Here is a 15,885-nt window from a genome sequence, read left to right as displayed (position 1 = left end):
TTGCCCATGTCTATTTCATCTCCCCTGTTGCGCCTGTTGCTGGTTGGCCTGTTCAGCCTGATGCTCGCTCCATTGGCTAACGCCGAGGCGGCCAAACGCCTGCGTATCGGTATCACCCTGCACCCTTATTACAGCTACGTAGCGAATATCGTCGGCGACAAGGCCGAAGTGGTGCCGCTGATTCCGGCCGGTTTCAACCCCCACGCCTACGAGCCGCGCGCCGAAGACATCAAGCGCATCGGCACCCTGGACGTGATCGTGCTCAACGGCGTCGGCCACGATGATTTCGCCGACCGCATGATCGCCACCAGTGAACGCCCGGACATCCCGGTAATCGAGGCCAACGCCAACGTGCCGCTGCTGGCGGCCACCGGTAACGCCGCGCGCGGTGCGGGCAAGGTGGTCAACCCGCATACCTTCCTGTCGATCAGTGCGTCGATTGCCCAGGTCAACAACATCGCCCGCGAACTGGGCAAGCTCGATCCGGACAACGCCAAGACCTACACCCAGAACGCTCGCGCCTATGGCAAGCGCCTGCGCCAGATGCGCGCTGATGCCCTCGCCAAGTTGACCAGCGCGCCCAACCCGGACCTGCGCGTGGCCACCGTGCACGCGGCCTACGACTACCTGCTGCGCGAATTCGGCCTGGAAGTCACCGCTGTGGTCGAACCCGCCCACGGCATCGAGCCAAGCCCGAGTCAGTTGAAGAAAACCATCGATGAACTGCGCGCCCTGGACGTGAAGGTGATCTTCTCGGAGATGGACTTCCCGTCGACCTACGTCGACACCATCCAGCGTGAGTCAGGCGTGAAGCTGTACCCGCTGTCGCATATTTCCTACGGCGAATACAGCGCCGAGAAGTACGAAGTGGAGATGACCGGCAACCTCAATACGGTGGTGCGAGCCATTCAGGAGTCCGGGTCATGACGGCGGCGGAACAACTGAGTGCAGTCAGCCTCGGCCCGACACTTGAGTTCGACCAGATTGCGCTGACGCTCGGTCGCACCGTGATCCTTGATGACGTGAGCTTCCAGGTACAGCCGGGCAGCATTCATGCGCTGGTCGGCCCCAACGGCGGCGGCAAAAGCTCGCTGATCAAGACACTGCTGGGCCAGACACCTCATCAGGGACGGTTGAGCCTGCACTGGCCGGCCACGCCCGGCACCATTGGCTATGTGCCGCAGGCCCTGGAATTTGACCGGGGCTTGCCGATGACCGTGGATGACTTCATGGCCGCCATGTGCCAGCGGCGTCCGGCGTTTCTGGGCCTGTCCAAGCATTACGCCGGCGCGATTGGCGATGCGCTGGAGCGCGTCGGCATGCAAGACAAACGCAAGCGGCGCATGGGCGCGCTGTCCGGCGGTGAGCGCCAGCGCGTGTTGTTGGCCCAGGGACTGATCCCGGCGCCACAGCTGCTGGTGCTGGATGAACCGATGTCGGCGCTGGATGAAGCCGGTATCCAGGTGTTTGAGCGCCTGCTGAATGACTGGCGCTTGGCCGGCATCACCGTGTTGTGGATCGAGCATGACCTGGAGGCCGTGGGCCGCCTGGCCGACCGCGTCACCGGCCTGAACCGCCGCGTGCTGTTCGACGCTACGCCTAAAGAGGCGCTGACCCCGGATCGCCTGCTGACCCTGTTCTCTACCCACCCTCGGAGCCCGGCGCAATGAGTTATGAAGCCTTTCGCTTGATGGTCCAGGGCTGGGCCTCTTCCGGTTACCTGCCGGAAGCGCTGGCCTACGGTTTTGTGGTCAACGCCCTGCTCGCCGGCCTGCTGATCGGCCCGGTACTGGGCGGTTTGGGCACGCTGGTGGTGGTCAAGCGCTTCGCGTTTTTCTCCGAAGCGGTCGGCCACGCGGCGCTGACCGGCGTGGCGGTGGGCATCCTGCTCGGTGAACCCTACACCGGCCCGTATGGCGCGCTGTTCGGCTACTGCCTGCTGTTCGGCATCCTGCTCAACTACCTGCGCAACCGCACCGGCCTGGCGCCGGACACCTTGATCGGCGTGTTCCTGTCGGTGTCCCTGGCGCTGGGTGCGAGCCTGTTGCTGATCCTGGCCGGCAAGATCAACGTGCATATCCTCGAGAACGTACTGTTCGGCTCGGTCTTGACGGTCAACGGCAACGACCTGCTGGTGCTGGCAGTGGTCGGCTCGTTGGTGATGGCCCTGGCACTGCCGTTGTACAACCGCATCATGTTGGCCAGCTTCAACCCGCAATTGGCGGCGGTACGCGGTGTAGCGGTGAAGACCCTGGATTATCTGTTCGTGATCCTGGTGACGCTGATCACCGTCGCGGCGGTCAAGGTCATCGGCGCGATCCTCGTGGGTGCGCTGCTGGTAATTCCCGCCGCTGCGGCGCGCCTGTTGAGCCAGTCGCTCAAGGGCTTCTTCTGGATATCGGTCACGATTGCCACCGTCAGCACCCTGTGCGGGATCCTGCTGCCGATCATCTTCGACCTGCCTGTGCCGTCCGGCGCCGCGATCATCCTGGTCGCCGGTATCGCCTTCGCCCTGGCCGCCATCGCGCGCGGCACGGTGCCCAGCCTTAAAGGGAATCTTGGATAATGCGCTCCGTTCTTTCTCCCCTGGCCCTGGCCATCGCTTGTTTGTTCACCACGCCGTTGATGGCGGTTGAAGCAGCCAAACCGGCTGCCCACGCGGCAAAGCCGGTCAAAGTGCTGGCCTCGTTGCCGATCACCTACGGCCTGGCTGAAGTGCTGCTCAAAGACACCGACGTGCAGCTTGAACGCGCCGCGCCGGCCAATCTGCCCGGTTCGCGACAAGTGTCCTACTTCACCGGCCGTGGCGCGCCAGCTCTGAGCAAATTGGCGCAGGACGCCGACGCCGCCATCGGCCTGCGCTCGCTGTGGGCCGACGACCCGCTGTACCCGGTAGCGCGGCGCAGCAACATCCGCATCGTCGAAGTCGATGCCGCACGCCCGGTGGACGGCGGTCTGCCGGGCATCGCGGTGCAGCCGGGCGTCACCGATGGCCTGAACAGCCAGCCGTGGCAGTCGAGCAACAACATGGGACGCATGGCCGATGTGCTGGCCGCCGACCTGAGCCGCCTGGCGCCCACCGCCAAACCGAAGATCGACGCCAACCTCGCCGCCCTCAAGCAGCGCCTGCTCAAGCTCACCGCCGACAGCGAGGCGCGGCTAGCCAAGGCGGATAACCTGAGTGTGGTCAGCCTGAGTGATCACTTCGCCTATCTGGTCAGCAGTTTGAACCTGGAAGTGCTCAGCACCGACGCGCGGCCCGACGCGGATTGGACGCCGGAGGCGTTGCAGAAACTGAGTGCCGAGTTGAAGGACAATGAGGTGGCGGTGGTGCTGCATCATCGGCAGCCGAGTGACGCGGTGAAGGCGGCTATCACTGCCGGTGATTCAAAACTGTTGGTGTTGAATGTGGACGGTGCCGAGCCGGTGACAGAGCTGGAAACCAATGTGGATCAGGTGATCAAGGCGCTGACCCCATAACATCCACACCGACATGAATGGCATCATGCCGCCAGAACTCCAGGTCGCAATCGATCAACCGCTGGTGCTGGTCATAATTGACCCGGGCGATCCGCAAGCCCGGGCTGCCCACCGACACGCGCAACGCGGCGGCGGCTTCCACCGGCAGTGACGTCGGCACGATTTCAAAGCGCACGCGCCCATAGTGCAGATCGTATTTGCGCGCATACAGCTCAGTCATCGACTGATTCAAATCACACGCCAGGATCCCCGGAAAATACTGCGGGTTCAGGTAGTGCTCCACATACAAAACCAAGCGCCCATCAATCCGCCGGCCCCGGCAGATCTGAATCACACTGGACAGCGCCGGCAACTGCAACCACGCACACACCGCCGCCGACGCCGGCTGCAAGCGCGCAGAGATGACTTCCGTAGAAGCGACCCGCCCCTGGTCGCTGACCATGGCGTGAAAGTGGCTGCGTTGCATCAGGTTGTAGGCCAGCCGTGGCGGCGAGACAAACCAGCCGCGCCGCTCCTCGCGATAGATCTGGCCTTGGGCTTCCAGTTGTAACAAGGCTTCCCGCACGGTAATCCGGGTGGTACCAAACAACTCGCTGAGCTTGCGCTCAGCGGGCAGTTTGCTGGCAGGCGGCAACAAACCGTGGTCGATCTGCTCTTGCAGCGCCAGGCCAATGGATGTCACCGCCTTGATTGCCTCATCACGCATCAACGTTACCTATCTGGACTAGACCAGCACCGATCCGGTGCACAAACCGCTGCGTAAACCGGCCAGCACTCAAGCTTGCCAGCCTAGGCATTACAGATGACCGACAGATGACAGTCCGTATCCATCGCCCTTAGCACACCCTGCAATACATCGGCCAAGTCCAATCAATGCGGGCACTTGGGCATGGTCTACGCTAACTCTGCAACAAGCGACATCAGCGATTTAAAAACGACATCGACATGAAACTGTCATCCATCGAGCCTAGATTGGCTCAGGTATTGCTGACCTAGACCAACACCACCGCAAACGTCGATAAAAACGCAGCGTTGAAAACGCCCAAAGGAGCTTCGGATGAAACAGCTTTTCCTGGCATCACTGTTAGGCTCGACCATTGCCATGTGCACCGCCGCCATGGCCGCTGATACCGATCTAAAAACCCTGGAAGCTGCCGCAAAGGCAGAAGGCGCCGTCAACAGCGTCGGCATGCCCGATGACTGGGCCAACTGGAAAGGCACCTGGGAAGACCTGGCCAAGACCTACGGCCTCAAGCACATCGACACCGACATGAGCTCGGCCCAGGAAATCGCCAAGTTCAAGGCTGAAAAAGACAACGCCAGCGCCGACATCGGTGACGTGGGCGCAGCGTTCGGTCCGATCGCGGTGAAGCAGGAAGTGACCCAGCCGTACAAACCGTCCACCTGGGCCCAGGTTCCGGATTGGGCTAAAGACAAAGACGGTCACTGGGCCTTGGCCTACACCGGCACCATCGCGTTTATCGTCAACAAGAAGCTGCTGCACGGCTCTGAAGTGCCGACCAGCTGGGCTGACCTGCAAAACGGCAAGTACAAGGTCTCCATCGGCGACGTGAGCACTGCAGCGCAAGCGGCCAACGGTGTACTGGCAGCGGCCATCGCCAATAAAGGCGACGAAAAGAATATCGCCCCCGGCCTGCAATTTTTCACCAAGATCGCCCAGCAAGGCCGCCTCTCGATGTCCAACCCGACCATCGCCACCATGGAAAAAGGTGAAGTCGAAGTGGGCGTGGTCTGGGACTTCAACGGCCTGAGCTACAAGGCCAAGATGGCCAACCCGGATGACTACGTGGTGCTGATCCCATCGGACGGCTCGGTGAAATCCGGCTACACCACCATCATCAACAAATACGCCAAGCACCCGAACGCCGCCAAGCTGACCCGCGAATACATCTTCAGCGACGCCGGCCAACTCAACCTGGCGAAAGGCAATGCGCGCCCGATTCGTGCTGAAACAGACCTGAAACTGCCGGCCGACATCGCCAAGAACCTGATCCCGGGCGAGCAGTACACCAAGGCCAACCCGCAGCCGATCAAGGATGCAGATGCTTGGGAAGCAACTTCCAAGAAACTGCCTCAGTTGTGGAATGAGCAGGTCATCGTAGAGATGAAGTAAGTCCGGCACCCGCATTGGAGCTCCACTGGAGATCCAATGTGGGAGCGGGCTTGCTCGCGAATGCGTTGGTTCAGTCAACTGATTCATGGCCTGACACACCGCTTTCGCGAGCAAGCCCGCTCCCACACTTCTGACCCCGCTCATCCAATGAAATTGAGTCAAACCTACTGTTGCGGAGCGCCAGCCCCCATGAAGCACACTGTCATCCTTGTCGTGCTCGACGGCCTGAACTTCGAGGTTGCGAGGCACGCCATGGGGCACTTGCAGGCCTATGTCGGCGCAGGACGCGCAGCCCTCTACAAACTGGAATGTGAATTGCCCGCCCTGTCCCGCCCGCTGTATGAGTGCATCCTCACCGGCGTGCCTCCGATCCATAGCGGCATCGTGCACAACAACGTCTCGCGCCTGTCCAACCAGCGCAGCATTTTCCATTACGCCACCGACGCCGGCTTGACCACGGCAGCGGCGGCTTACCATTGGGTCAGCGAGTTGTACAACCGCACGCCCTTCCTCGCCGCCCGCGACCGTCATACCGACGACCCGTCACTGGCGATCCAGCACGGGCATTTCTACTGGAATGACCACTACCCGGATTCCCACCTGTTTGCCGACGCCGAGAGCCTGCGCCTCAAACACGCGCCGGACTTCCTGGTGGTGCACCCTATGAACATCGACGACGCCGGCCACAAGCACGGCCTCGACACCCCGCAATACCGCAACAGCGCACGCTCGGCCGACATTATCCTGGCCGACTACCTGCAAGCCTGGCTCGACGCCGGTTACCAAGTGCTGGTGACCGCCGACCACGGCATGAACAACGACCGTTCCCATAACGGCCTGTTGCCGGAAGAGCGCGAAGTGCCGCTGTTCGTTCTCGGCAATGCCTTCAGCCTCGACCCCAACGCCACGCCGAAACAGACCGACCTCTGCGGCACCGTCTGCGAGTTGCTCGGCGTGCCCCACGACAAACCTGTCTGCCGGGAGCTATTGAAATGATCCGTGGCAAATGGTTGGCGCTGCTGTGCCTGGTGCCCTTCGCACTGTTCTTTACCGTGTTCGAAATCGCCCCGTTGGTATGGGTGCTGATCAACAGCCTGCAAACTGAAGAAGCCGGTTGGGGCGTGGAAAACTTCGTACGTATCTTCAGCTCGAAGTTCTACCTGCAAGCCATCCAGTTCAGTTTGGAGATCAGCTTCTACTCCAGCATCTTCGGCATCATCATCGCCACGCTGGGCAGCTACTCGTTGCGCCGGGTGGATTCGCCGCTGCGCAATTTCGTCACCGCCTTCGCCAACATGACCAGCAACTTTGCCGGCGTGCCCTTGGCCTTCGCGTTCATCATTTTGCTGGGCTTCAACGGCAGCATCACGATCATGCTCAAGCAGGCGGGGATCATTCAGGACTTCAATCTGTATTCGAAGACCGGCTTGATCATCCTCTATACCTACTTCCAGATTCCCCTGGGTGTGTTGCTGCTGTACCCGGCCTTCGATGCGTTGCGCGAAGACTGGCGTGAGTCGGCCGCCTTGCTCGGCGCGAATGGCTGGCAGTTCTGGCGGCACATCGGCCTGCCTGTGCTCACCCCGGCCCTGCTCGGTACGTTCGTGATTCTGCTGGCCAACGCCTTGGGCGCCTATGCCACGGTGTACGCCTTGACCACCGGTAACTTCAACGTGCTGCCGATCCGTATCGCCGGGCTGGTCTCCGGTGATGTGTCCCTCGACCCGAACATGGCCAGCGCCCTGGCCGTGGTGCTGGTGGCGCTGATGACCGTGGTCACCGTGGTCCATCAACTGTTGCTCAAGAGGAGCTACCATGTCTCGCGCTGAAGCCGGCCCGGCCTCCCTCTACCATCGGGTGGTGGTGTGGCTGTTGTTTGCCATCCTGGTGCTGCCGTTGGTGGGCACCTTCGTCTACTCCATTGCCAGCAGTTGGTCGGCAACCATCCTGCCCGCTGGCTTCACGGTTAAATGGTACGTGCAACTGTGGAGCGACCCGCGCTTCCTGATGGCCTTCGGGCAATCGTTGCTGGTGTGCGTCGGCGCGCTGATCCTGTCGGTGGTGCTGATTTTGCCGCTGCTGTTTGTGGTGCATTACCACTTCCCCAAGCTCGATGCGCTGATGAACATCCTGATCCTGCTGCCCTTCGCGGTACCTCCGGTGGTGTCGTCGGTGGGCCTGCTGCAACTGTATGGCTCCGGGCCGATGGCGATGGTCGGCACGCCGTGGATTCTGATCGGTTGTTACTTCACCGTCGCGCTGCCGTTCATGTACCGGGCGATCACCAACAACCTGCAGGCGATCAACCTGCGCGACCTGATGGACGCGTCACAACTGCTCGGCGCCAGCACCTGGAAGGCGGCGATCCTGGTGGTGCTGCCGAACCTGCGCAAAGGCTTGATGGTGGCGTTGCTGCTGTCGTTCTCGTTCCTGTTCGGTGAGTTCGTGTTCGCCAACATCCTGGTGGGCACCCGCTACGAAACATTGCAGGTGTACTTGAACAACATGCGCAACAGCAGCGGCCATTTCACCAGTGCCGTCGTGATTTCCTATTTCTTCTTCGTGCTGGTGCTGACCTGGGCCGCCAATATCTTGAACAAGGACAAAAGCCAATGAGCTTCGTCAGCGTCCAACACCTGCAAAAAGGCTACGCCGGCACCCCGGTGTTCAGTGATATCAACTGCGAGATCGCCAAGGGCGAGTTCGTCACCCTGCTCGGCCCGTCCGGTTGCGGCAAATCCACACTGCTGCGCTGCATTGCCGGCCTGACCTCGGTGGACAGTGGGAAAATCCTGCTGGATGGGCAGGACATCGTCCCATTGAGCCCTCAGAAACGTCACATCGGCATGGTGTTCCAGAGCTATGCACTGTTCCCCAACATGACCGTGGAGCAGAACGTCGCCTTCGGCCTGCGCATGCAGAAGGTCAATGCCGACGACAGCCACAAGCGCGTGCAGGAAGTACTGCAACTGGTGGAACTCAAGGACCTCGCCGGTCGTTACCCGCACCAGATGTCCGGCGGCCAGTGCCAGCGCGTGGCCCTCGCCCGCTCCCTGGTTACCCGCCCGCGTCTGTTGTTGCTGGATGAGCCGCTGTCGGCGCTGGATGCACGGATTCGCAAGCACCTGCGCGAACAGATCCGCCAGATCCAGCGTGAACTGGGGCTGACCACCATCTTCGTGACCCATGACCAGGAAGAAGCCCTGACCATGTCCGACCGGATCTTCCTGATGAACCAGGGCAAGATCGTGCAGAGCGGCGATGCCGAGACCCTCTATACCGCGCCTGTCGACGTGTTCGCCGCCGGCTTTATCGGCAACTACAACCTGCTGGACGCCGACAAGGCCACCCAGTTGCTGCAACGCCCGATCAACAGCCGCATCGCCATTCGCCCGGAAGCCATCGAACTGAGCCGTGATGGCGAACTGGACGCCCTGGTGCGCAGCCACAGCCTGCTGGGCAACGTGATTCGCTACCGCATCGAAGCGCGCGGCGTGGAACTGGTGGTGGATGTGCTCAACCGCTCGGCCGACGACCTGCACCCGGACGGACAACGCCTGGCACTTTCCATCGACCCAAGCGCGCTGTGTGAAGTAGCCTGATGCAACGATTGATTGAGAGAGCGTGACCGATGGCATTGGTAATTTTTGATCTGGACGACACCCTCATCCACGGCGACTGCGCCACCCTGTGGAGCGAGCAGATGGGCCGCCTGGGCTGGGTCGACCCTGCGTCGTTCATGCGCAAGAACCACGAACTGATGGATGCCTACAGCCAGGGCAAGCTGAAGATGGAAAACTTCATGGACTTCAGCCTGGAGCCGATGATCGGCCGCACACCGGAGGAGATCGAACATCTGGTGGAGCCGTGGGTCGAGGACGTGATCGAGCCGCTGATCTACAGCGACGCCACCAAGACCATCGCCCGCCATCGCGCGAATGGCGATCGGATTCTGGTGATCTCGGCGTCGGGCACGCACCTGGTCACGCCGATTGCGGCGCGGATCGGGATTGATGAGGTGTTGGGGATCGACCTTGAAGTCAGCCATGGCGTGTACAGCGGGCATACCGTAGGTGTGCTGACTTACCGTGAGGGCAAGATCACGCGGTTGCTGGAATGGTTGGAAAAGGAAGGTGAAACGCTGGAAGGCGCGTATTTCTATTCGGATTCGCGCAATGATTTGCCGTTGCTGCTGAAGGTGGATCATCCGCAGGTGGTGAACCCGGATCCCGTGTTGCGTGCCCACGCGGAACAGGCTGGGTGGCCGATCCATCACTGGACCTGATTCAACAGAGATCAAAATGTGGGAGCGGGCTTGCTCGCGAATGCGGTGTGTCAGATGAAACATTCTTCACAGATACACCGCCTTCGCGAGCAAGTCGAATCGTCGCACCGCCGCTCCCACATTTGGACTGCATTCCAAATTGGGATCAGTTCAAGGCCTCATCGATCACCAACACCAACTTCCCGGAAATCTGGTTACTCGCCAGCTCGGCAAACGCCGCCTCGGCATCCTGTATCGCAAAGGTCTTGGCCAGTTGCGGGCTCAGGCGCCCTTCAACAAACAACGGCCACACATGCTGGCTCAAGTCACTGAACAGGTCGGCCTTGAACTGATCACTGCGGCTGCGCAGAGTCGAGCCCAGTAGCTGAATACGCTTGCCCAGTACCTGCGCCAAGTCGATCTGCGCTTCACGGCCACCCATCAAGCCGATCAACACCCAGCGCCCATCCAGGGCCAGCAGCTTCAGGTCCAGCGCGGCATAGCTGCCGCCCACCGGGTCGAGAATCACATCGAACGGCCCGAAATCCCGCAGCCCTTCAATACCATCGGTGCGCACCACGCCGCCCTGGGCGCCGAGTTCTTCGCAATAGGCCAGGCGCTCCGCCGAGCCGACGCTGACCCAGCACGGGCTGCCGAACGCCTTGCACAGCTGGATCGCCGCCGAGCCCACACCACTGGCGCCGGCATGCAGCAACACCTTTTCGCCAGGCCTGAGACCGGCCAGTTGGAACAGATTGAGCCACGCGGTGCTGTACACCTCAGGCAATGCCGCCGCTTCGATCAGCGACAAACCTTCTGGCACCGGCAATACATGACGCGCATCCACCACCACTTCTTCAGCCATGCCACCGCCGGCCAACAGCGCGCAGACACGGTCGCCAACCTGCCAGGATGAGCCCGATCCCACTTCGCTGATCACCCCGGAACACTCCAGGCCCAACACGGCGCTGGCACCCGCAGGCGGCGGATACAGCCCTGCACGCTGTAATAAATCGGCGCGATTGAGGCCCGCTGCCGCCACACGAATGCGAACTTGGCCTACATCGCAAGTAGGACTGGGTTCTTCCAACCACTCCACATGACCGTCAACGCCTTGCAATGCTTTCACAGTGCCTCCATAGTGAGTCTGGACTGAGCCCGTAGCTGTATCGCCGGGCTTTTTGCATTATGCGACCGGACCATATGGAACCGGCTCCCTCAAAGACGGCCTAATATGCGTTATCAATTGCCCCCGCGTCGAATCAGCATGAAGCATTTGTTCCCCAGCACCGCCCTCGCTCTTTTCATTGGTCTCGGCTTCGCGTCGACATCGACCAATACGTTCGCAGCCAACAGCTGGGACAACCTTCAGCCGGATCGCGATGAGGTGATTGCCAGCCTTAACGTCGTCGAACTGCTCAAGCGCCATCACTACAGCAAGCCGCCGCTGGACGACGCGCGCTCGGTGATCATCTATGACAGCTACCTCAAGCTGCTGGACCCGTCGCGCAGCTACTTCCTGGCCGGTGATATCGCCGAGTTCGACAAGTGGAAGACGCAGTTCGACGACTTCCTCAAGAGCGGCGACCTGCAACCCGGCTTCACCATCTACAAGCGTTACCTGGACCGCGTCAAAGCGCGTCTGGACTTCGCCCTGGGTGAGCTGGACAAAGGCGTCGACAAGCTCGACTTCACCCAGAAGGAAAGCCTGCTGGTCGACCGTAAGGACGCGCCTTGGCTGACCAGCACCGCCGCCCTCGATGACCTGTGGCGCAAACGCGTCAAGGACGAGGTGCTGCGCCTGAAGATCGCCGGCAAAGAGCCTAAGGCCATCCAGGAGCTGTTGACCAAGCGCTACAAGAATCAGCTGGCACGTCTGGACCAGACCCGTGCCGAAGATATCTTCCAGGCCTACATCAACACCTTCGCGATGTCCTACGATCCGCACACCAATTATCTGTCGCCAGATAACGCGGAAAACTTTGATATCAACATGAGTCTGTCGCTGGAGGGCATCGGTGCCGTCCTGCAAAGCGACAATGACCAGGTCAAGATCGTGCGCCTGGTGCCGGCAGGTCCGGCAGACAAGACCAAGCAAGTGGCTCCGGCCGACAAGATCATCGGTGTGGCCCAGGCCGACAAAGAAATGGTCGACGTGGTCGGCTGGCGCCTGGACGAAGTGGTCAAGCTGATCCGTGGGCCGAAAGGCAGCGTGGTGCGCCTGGAAGTGATTCCGCACACCAATGCGCCGAACGACCAGACCAGCAAGATCGTGTCCATCACCCGCGAAGCGGTGAAGCTCGAAGACCAGGCCGTGCAGAAGAAAGTCCTCAACCTCAAGCAGGATGGCAAGGACTACAAGCTGGGCGTGATTGAAATCCCGGCCTTCTACCTGGACTTCAAGGCCTTCCGCGCTGGCGATCCGGACTACAAGTCCACCACCCGCGACGTGAAGAAAATCCTTACCGAGCTGCAGAAGGAAAAAGTCGACGGCGTGGTCATCGACCTGCGCAACAACGGCGGCGGTTCCCTGCAGGAAGCCACGGAGCTGACCAGCCTGTTCATCGACAAGGGCCCGACCGTGTTGGTGCGCAACGCTGACGGCCGTGTGGATGTGCTGGAAGACGAGAACCCGGGCGCCTTCTACAAAGGCCCGATGGCGTTGCTGGTCAACCGCCTCTCGGCCTCGGCTTCGGAGATTTTCGCCGGCGCCATGCAGGACTACCACCGCGCCCTGATCATCGGCGGCCAGACCTTCGGCAAAGGCACCGTGCAGACCATCCAGCCGCTGAACCATGGCGAGCTGAAACTCACGCTGGCCAAGTTCTACCGGGTTTCCGGGCAGAGCACCCAGCACCAGGGCGTACTGCCGGACATCGATTTCCCGTCGATCATCGACACCAAGGAAATCGGCGAAAGCGCCCTGCCGGAAGCCATGCCGTGGGACACCATCCGCCCTGCGATCAAGCCCGCTTCGGATCCGTTCAAGCCATTCCTGGCGCAGTTGAAGGCTGACCACGACACCCGCTCCGCCAAGGATGCCGAGTTCGTGTTCATCCGCGACAAGCTGGCCCTGGCCAAGAAGCTGATGGAAGAAAAAACCGTCAGCCTCAACGAAGTGGACCGCCGCGCGCAGCACACCGACATCGAAAACAAGCAACTTGCACTGGAAAACATCCGCCGCAAGGCCAAGGGTGAAGATCCCCTCAAGGAGCTGAAGAAAGAAGACGAAGATGCACTGCCGGCCGAAGCCGACAAAACCAAGCCGGAAGACGACGCCTACCTGGCCGAGACGGGCCGGATCCTGCTGAACTACCTGAAGATCAGCAAACAGGTAGCCAAGCAGTAAATGATGGCGATTTAATGTGAACGCTCCCCGGAGTGTCATCATATAGACATCATTCTGTCGTGAAATGAAGGACCGCAGGTTTCCAGCCTGCGGTCCTTTTTTTTCGATCGAGATCGCCATGACCATGACCGAACAGCTGAATGCATTGGGCGTTATCCTGGCTCAAGGCAGTTTGCACAGCCTGTTCCAACCGATCATCAGCCTGTCTGAACGGCGCATTCTCGGTTATGAAGCCCTCAGTCGCGGGCCGTCCAACAGCCCGCTGCACTCCCCCGTAGCCCTGTTCTCGGTGGCCGGCCAGGCCGGGCGACTGAGCGAATTGGAAATGGTTTGCCGAGAAAGCGCCTGTCGACGCTTCAGTGAACAGAAGTTGCCGGGCAAGCTGTTCCTCAACGTTTCGCCGCAATCTCTGATGGAAACCGCGCACCAGCCAGGGCGCACGCTGCAACTGCTGCATGACTTCGGCATTCCACCCAGCCAGGTGGTGATCGAACTCACCGAGCAAACCCCCACCAACGATATCGACCTGCTGCAAACCGCCCTGCACCACTACCGCAACATGGGGTTCTCAATTGCCCTGGATGACTTGGGCGCCGGTTATTCCAGCCTGCGTCTATGGTCGGAGCTGCGCCCGGATTATGTGAAGATCGACCGACACTTCATCGACGGCATCCATCAGGACGCGCTCAAACGGGAATTTGTCGGCTCCATCCTGCAAATCGCCAAGGCGTCGCGTGCCCAAGTGATTGCCGAAGGGATCGAGCTGCCTGAAGAGTTGGCAGTACTGACGGAGATGGGCGTGGACCTGGTCCAAGGCTACCTGCTCTGCCGTCCGCAGGAGCAGCCACCGCAGGAAGCACGCCTGATGCTGCCCAAGCCCGACAGCGCCAACGTGGCGCTGAACGACGAAGGCAGCGACCTCAGCGCCCTGCTCAACGAACAGCCGGCGGTGGACCAGGACACCGCCACCGCCCAGGTGCTGGAAGCTTTCCGGCGCCAGGCCAACCTCAATTCCCTGGCGGTGTTGGATGGGCGCGGACACCCGATCGGTATCGTCCACCGGCATTCACTGTCGGATGCGCTGCTGAAACCCTTCGCCACCGACCTGTTTGCGCGCAAGCCCATCAGCCGACTGATGAGCACCGACTTTCTGGCGGTAGAACTGAGCCAGTCCCTGCAGCAGGTCAGCCGCCTGCTCACCAGCCGCGCGCGACAACGCATCGAAGAAGACTTCATCATCACGCTCAATGGCGATTATCTGGGCCTGGGCCGGGTGATCGATGTGCTCAAACTGATCACCGAGTTGAAGATCCAACAGGCGCGCTACGCCAACCCGCTGACCCTGCTACCGGGCAACGTGCCGATCCAGCAATGCCTGACGCGCCTGCTGCAACAACAGCGCGAATCGGTGATCTGCTACGTGGATATCGACAGCTTCAAGCCGTTCAACGATATCTACGGCTATGGGCGTGGGGATGAGGTGTTGTTGTGCCTGGCGCAGTGCCTGAACGACCGCGTCGACCCGAGCCGCGACTTTGTCGGGCATATCGGCGGCGATGACTTTTTGCTGGTGCTGGGCCCGCAGGATTGGCGCAAACGCCTTAATCAGCTGCTGGATGACTTCCACACCCAATGCCGGCGCTTCTACCGTGCCGAACACCTGGATGCTGGCTGCTTCGTGGCGCTCAACCGCCAAGGCGTGCGCCAGGAGTTTGCGCTGCTGTCACTGTCCATCGGCGTGGTGCATTTGTATCCACAGGCCTGTGGACAACTCGATGCCAGCCAGTTGGCGGAGCTGGCCTCGCAGGCCAAGCACCATGCCAAGGACATGGCCGGCTATAGCATCCACGTGATCGACAGCATGGACGCGCTGCCCCAGGCGCTTTAAGCCTCGGCAGACTCCGGGTATTCGTATTCGAACACCCGCACCACTTCGGAGGCGTGCCAGGAGGCCGCGGCCACCCCATCGGATGGCCCGCTGAAGCGCCCCAGACGCTCCACACATTCAAAGAAACCGGTACGTGGCAAACGGCTGGCGCCCTGGCTGATCACCAGCGAGCTGCGCAACGGCTGCTCCGCCTTGGCATCCAGCGCCGCCAGGTGCTCCAGGGCCGCGGCCAGGGTTTGCATGGCGGGCGTCGGAAATTGCAGGCGCTCCAGCAGCGCGCGGTAAGTCAGCAAATGGCGCTGGCGGCGCGCCTGGTCCAGTTCGTTGAGTAACCCATCCCAGTGTTGACGACTGATACGTAGGCTCAAGATTCATCCCTCCAACCTGCAACGCCCAATTCCCAGGCCAGGCTGCGGCGGATCGCGGCATCCGGCTGGCGTTCACCACTTTCAATCAATCCAAGATACGAGGGGCTGATACCCACGGTGCGAGCCAGGGCTTCGATTGCCAAGCCCTTGGCTTCGCGCAAGCCACGCAGGTCTGCAAGCGGGCGCAGGTCCTGCTCAGGGGCGGCTTGGGCAGGCGATGAGAGAGGAGGAAGCGTCGGTTGTTGCTGACCGGCAGCTTTTAGCAGCGCCTGGTACTGGTCCCATGGCAACACCGCGTACTCGGGTTCGCCATTGCGTGAAATTATCTGAATATCCATGACTGCCCCGTAGGATAACTGCACTTACTTAGTAAGCTCTTTCCTTAGGGATGGTCTGAAGTAG

General features: G+C 61.0%; 16 protein-coding genes. 12 read left to right on the top strand and 4 right to left on the bottom strand.

The features are described from left to right. The first annotated feature begins 6 nt into the window (after positions 1-6). From HX793_RS18730 to HX793_RS18715, 4 genes are read left to right on the top strand one after another with little or no spacing between them, the layout of a single operon-like run. Positions 7-927, top strand: coding sequence for a metal ABC transporter substrate-binding protein (locus tag HX793_RS18730; protein WP_016980243.1), 921 nt, complete (start codon positions 7-9; stop codon positions 925-927). Further along, on the top strand, positions 924-1,670 hold the full coding sequence (locus HX793_RS18725) for a metal ABC transporter ATP-binding protein (RefSeq protein WP_177097114.1): 747 nt from the start codon (positions 924-926) through the stop codon (positions 1,668-1,670). Before HX793_RS18730 ends, HX793_RS18725 begins: the two co-directional genes overlap by 4 nt. Next, positions 1,667-2,566, top strand: a complete 900-nt coding sequence (locus tag HX793_RS18720; RefSeq protein ID WP_177051970.1) for a metal ABC transporter permease — start codon at positions 1,667-1,669, stop codon at positions 2,564-2,566. The genes HX793_RS18725 and HX793_RS18720 overlap by 4 nt, the downstream gene beginning before the upstream one ends. Beyond that, entirely contained in the window at positions 2,566-3,480 is a 915-nt protein-coding gene (locus HX793_RS18715; RefSeq protein WP_177097122.1) for a metal ABC transporter substrate-binding protein, read from the top strand. The genes HX793_RS18720 and HX793_RS18715 overlap by 1 nt, the downstream gene beginning before the upstream one ends. Here HX793_RS18715 and HX793_RS18710 read toward each other — a convergent pair. After that, positions 3,461-4,186, bottom strand: a complete 726-nt coding sequence (locus tag HX793_RS18710) for a UTRA domain-containing protein (RefSeq protein WP_033900319.1) — start codon at positions 4,184-4,186, stop codon at positions 3,461-3,463. The two genes, HX793_RS18715 and HX793_RS18710, sit on opposite strands and share 20 nt — an antisense overlap. Positions 4,187-4,537: 351 nt before the next feature. Here HX793_RS18710 and HX793_RS18705 point away from each other — a divergent pair, with 351 nt between their 5' ends. The 6 genes from HX793_RS18705 (at position 4,538) to HX793_RS18680 (ending at position 9,899) form a co-directional block, all read left to right on the top strand. Beyond that, positions 4,538-5,614 carry an ABC transporter substrate-binding protein gene (locus HX793_RS18705; RefSeq protein WP_177097124.1) on the top strand — a complete coding sequence of 359 codons (1,077 nt, stop codon included), beginning with the start codon at positions 4,538-4,540 and terminating at the stop codon, positions 5,612-5,614. A gap of 189 nt (positions 5,615-5,803) precedes the next feature. Then, positions 5,804-6,610: an alkaline phosphatase family protein gene (locus tag HX793_RS18700; RefSeq protein ID WP_177097126.1), complete on the top strand. Its 807-nt coding sequence runs from the start codon at positions 5,804-5,806 to the stop codon at positions 6,608-6,610. Beyond that, positions 6,607-7,443 (top strand): ABC transporter permease, encoded by an 837-nt coding sequence (locus HX793_RS18695; protein ID WP_218178799.1) that lies wholly within the window; start codon positions 6,607-6,609, stop codon positions 7,441-7,443. The genes HX793_RS18700 and HX793_RS18695 overlap by 4 nt, the downstream gene beginning before the upstream one ends. Next, entirely contained in the window at positions 7,430-8,230 is an 801-nt protein-coding gene (locus HX793_RS18690) for an ABC transporter permease (RefSeq protein WP_177097128.1), read from the top strand. Before HX793_RS18695 ends, HX793_RS18690 begins: the two co-directional genes overlap by 14 nt. Then, complete coding sequence (locus tag HX793_RS18685; RefSeq protein WP_016980251.1) at positions 8,227-9,216, top strand: ABC transporter ATP-binding protein; 990 nt, start codon at positions 8,227-8,229, stop codon at positions 9,214-9,216. Before HX793_RS18690 ends, HX793_RS18685 begins: the two co-directional genes overlap by 4 nt. A 29-nt stretch (positions 9,217-9,245) precedes the next feature. Next, entirely contained in the window at positions 9,246-9,899 is a 654-nt protein-coding gene (locus HX793_RS18680; protein ID WP_177097130.1) for an HAD family hydrolase, read from the top strand. A gap of 145 nt (positions 9,900-10,044) precedes the next feature. On the opposite strand, the gene HX793_RS18675 is transcribed toward HX793_RS18680, so the two are convergent. Further along, complete coding sequence (locus HX793_RS18675) at positions 10,045-11,007, bottom strand: zinc-binding dehydrogenase (protein ID WP_177097132.1); 963 nt, start codon at positions 11,005-11,007, stop codon at positions 10,045-10,047. 138 nt (positions 11,008-11,145) lie between these two features. Between HX793_RS18675 and HX793_RS18670 the strand changes: the two genes are divergently transcribed. Both HX793_RS18670 and HX793_RS18665 read left to right on the top strand, forming a co-directional pair. Next, a complete protein-coding gene (locus tag HX793_RS18670; RefSeq protein ID WP_177097134.1) occupies positions 11,146-13,227 on the top strand; it encodes a carboxy terminal-processing peptidase in 2,082 nt (693 codons plus the stop codon). A gap of 118 nt (positions 13,228-13,345) precedes the next feature. Then, a complete protein-coding gene (locus HX793_RS18665) occupies positions 13,346-15,115 on the top strand; it encodes a bifunctional diguanylate cyclase/phosphodiesterase (RefSeq protein WP_026000063.1) in 1,770 nt (589 codons plus the stop codon). Here the strand turns inward: HX793_RS18665 and HX793_RS18660 are convergent. Both HX793_RS18660 and HX793_RS18655 read right to left on the bottom strand, forming a co-directional pair. Next, complete coding sequence (locus HX793_RS18660; protein WP_005786715.1) at positions 15,112-15,483, bottom strand: hypothetical protein; 372 nt, start codon at positions 15,481-15,483, stop codon at positions 15,112-15,114. The genes HX793_RS18665 and HX793_RS18660 overlap by 4 nt on opposite strands. Further along, positions 15,480-15,821 (bottom strand): helix-turn-helix domain-containing protein, encoded by a 342-nt coding sequence (locus HX793_RS18655; RefSeq protein ID WP_016980258.1) that lies wholly within the window; start codon positions 15,819-15,821, stop codon positions 15,480-15,482. The genes HX793_RS18660 and HX793_RS18655 overlap by 4 nt, the downstream gene beginning before the upstream one ends. Positions 15,822-15,885: the final 64 nt, after the last annotated feature.

The organism is Pseudomonas reactans (assembly GCF_013387025.1).
Taxonomy (GTDB): Bacteria; Pseudomonadota; Gammaproteobacteria; order Pseudomonadales; family Pseudomonadaceae; genus Aquipseudomonas; species Aquipseudomonas reactans.
The sequence above is the reverse complement of the archived record's forward strand: the minus strand, read 5'-3'. Positions and strand labels throughout refer to the sequence as shown.

Bases quoted from the DNA above. Each gene is read 5' to 3' on its own strand.
- HX793_RS18730 (WP_016980243.1), top strand. From the start codon at position 7: ATGTCTATTTCATCTCCCCTGTTGCGCCTGTTGCTGGTTGGCCTGTTC.
- HX793_RS18725 (WP_177097114.1), top strand. From the start codon at position 924: ATGACGGCGGCGGAACAACTGAGTGCAGTCAGCCTCGGCCCGACACTT.
- HX793_RS18720 (WP_177051970.1), top strand. From the start codon at position 1,667: ATGAGTTATGAAGCCTTTCGCTTGATGGTCCAGGGCTGGGCCTCTTCC.
- HX793_RS18715 (WP_177097122.1), top strand. From the start codon at position 2,566: ATGCGCTCCGTTCTTTCTCCCCTGGCCCTGGCCATCGCTTGTTTGTTC.
- HX793_RS18710 (WP_033900319.1), bottom strand. From the start codon at position 4,186: ATGCGTGATGAGGCAATCAAGGCGGTGACATCCATTGGCCTGGCGCTG.
- HX793_RS18705 (WP_177097124.1), top strand. From the start codon at position 4,538: ATGAAACAGCTTTTCCTGGCATCACTGTTAGGCTCGACCATTGCCATG.
- HX793_RS18700 (WP_177097126.1), top strand. From the start codon at position 5,804: ATGAAGCACACTGTCATCCTTGTCGTGCTCGACGGCCTGAACTTCGAG.
- HX793_RS18695 (WP_218178799.1), top strand. From the start codon at position 6,607: ATGATCCGTGGCAAATGGTTGGCGCTGCTGTGCCTGGTGCCCTTCGCA.
- HX793_RS18690 (WP_177097128.1), top strand. From the start codon at position 7,430: ATGTCTCGCGCTGAAGCCGGCCCGGCCTCCCTCTACCATCGGGTGGTG.
- HX793_RS18685 (WP_016980251.1), top strand. From the start codon at position 8,227: ATGAGCTTCGTCAGCGTCCAACACCTGCAAAAAGGCTACGCCGGCACC.
- HX793_RS18680 (WP_177097130.1), top strand. From the start codon at position 9,246: ATGGCATTGGTAATTTTTGATCTGGACGACACCCTCATCCACGGCGAC.
- HX793_RS18670 (WP_177097134.1), top strand. From the start codon at position 11,146: ATGAAGCATTTGTTCCCCAGCACCGCCCTCGCTCTTTTCATTGGTCTC.
- HX793_RS18665 (WP_026000063.1), top strand. From the start codon at position 13,346: ATGACCATGACCGAACAGCTGAATGCATTGGGCGTTATCCTGGCTCAA.
- HX793_RS18655 (WP_016980258.1), bottom strand. From the start codon at position 15,821: ATGGATATTCAGATAATTTCACGCAATGGCGAACCCGAGTACGCGGTG.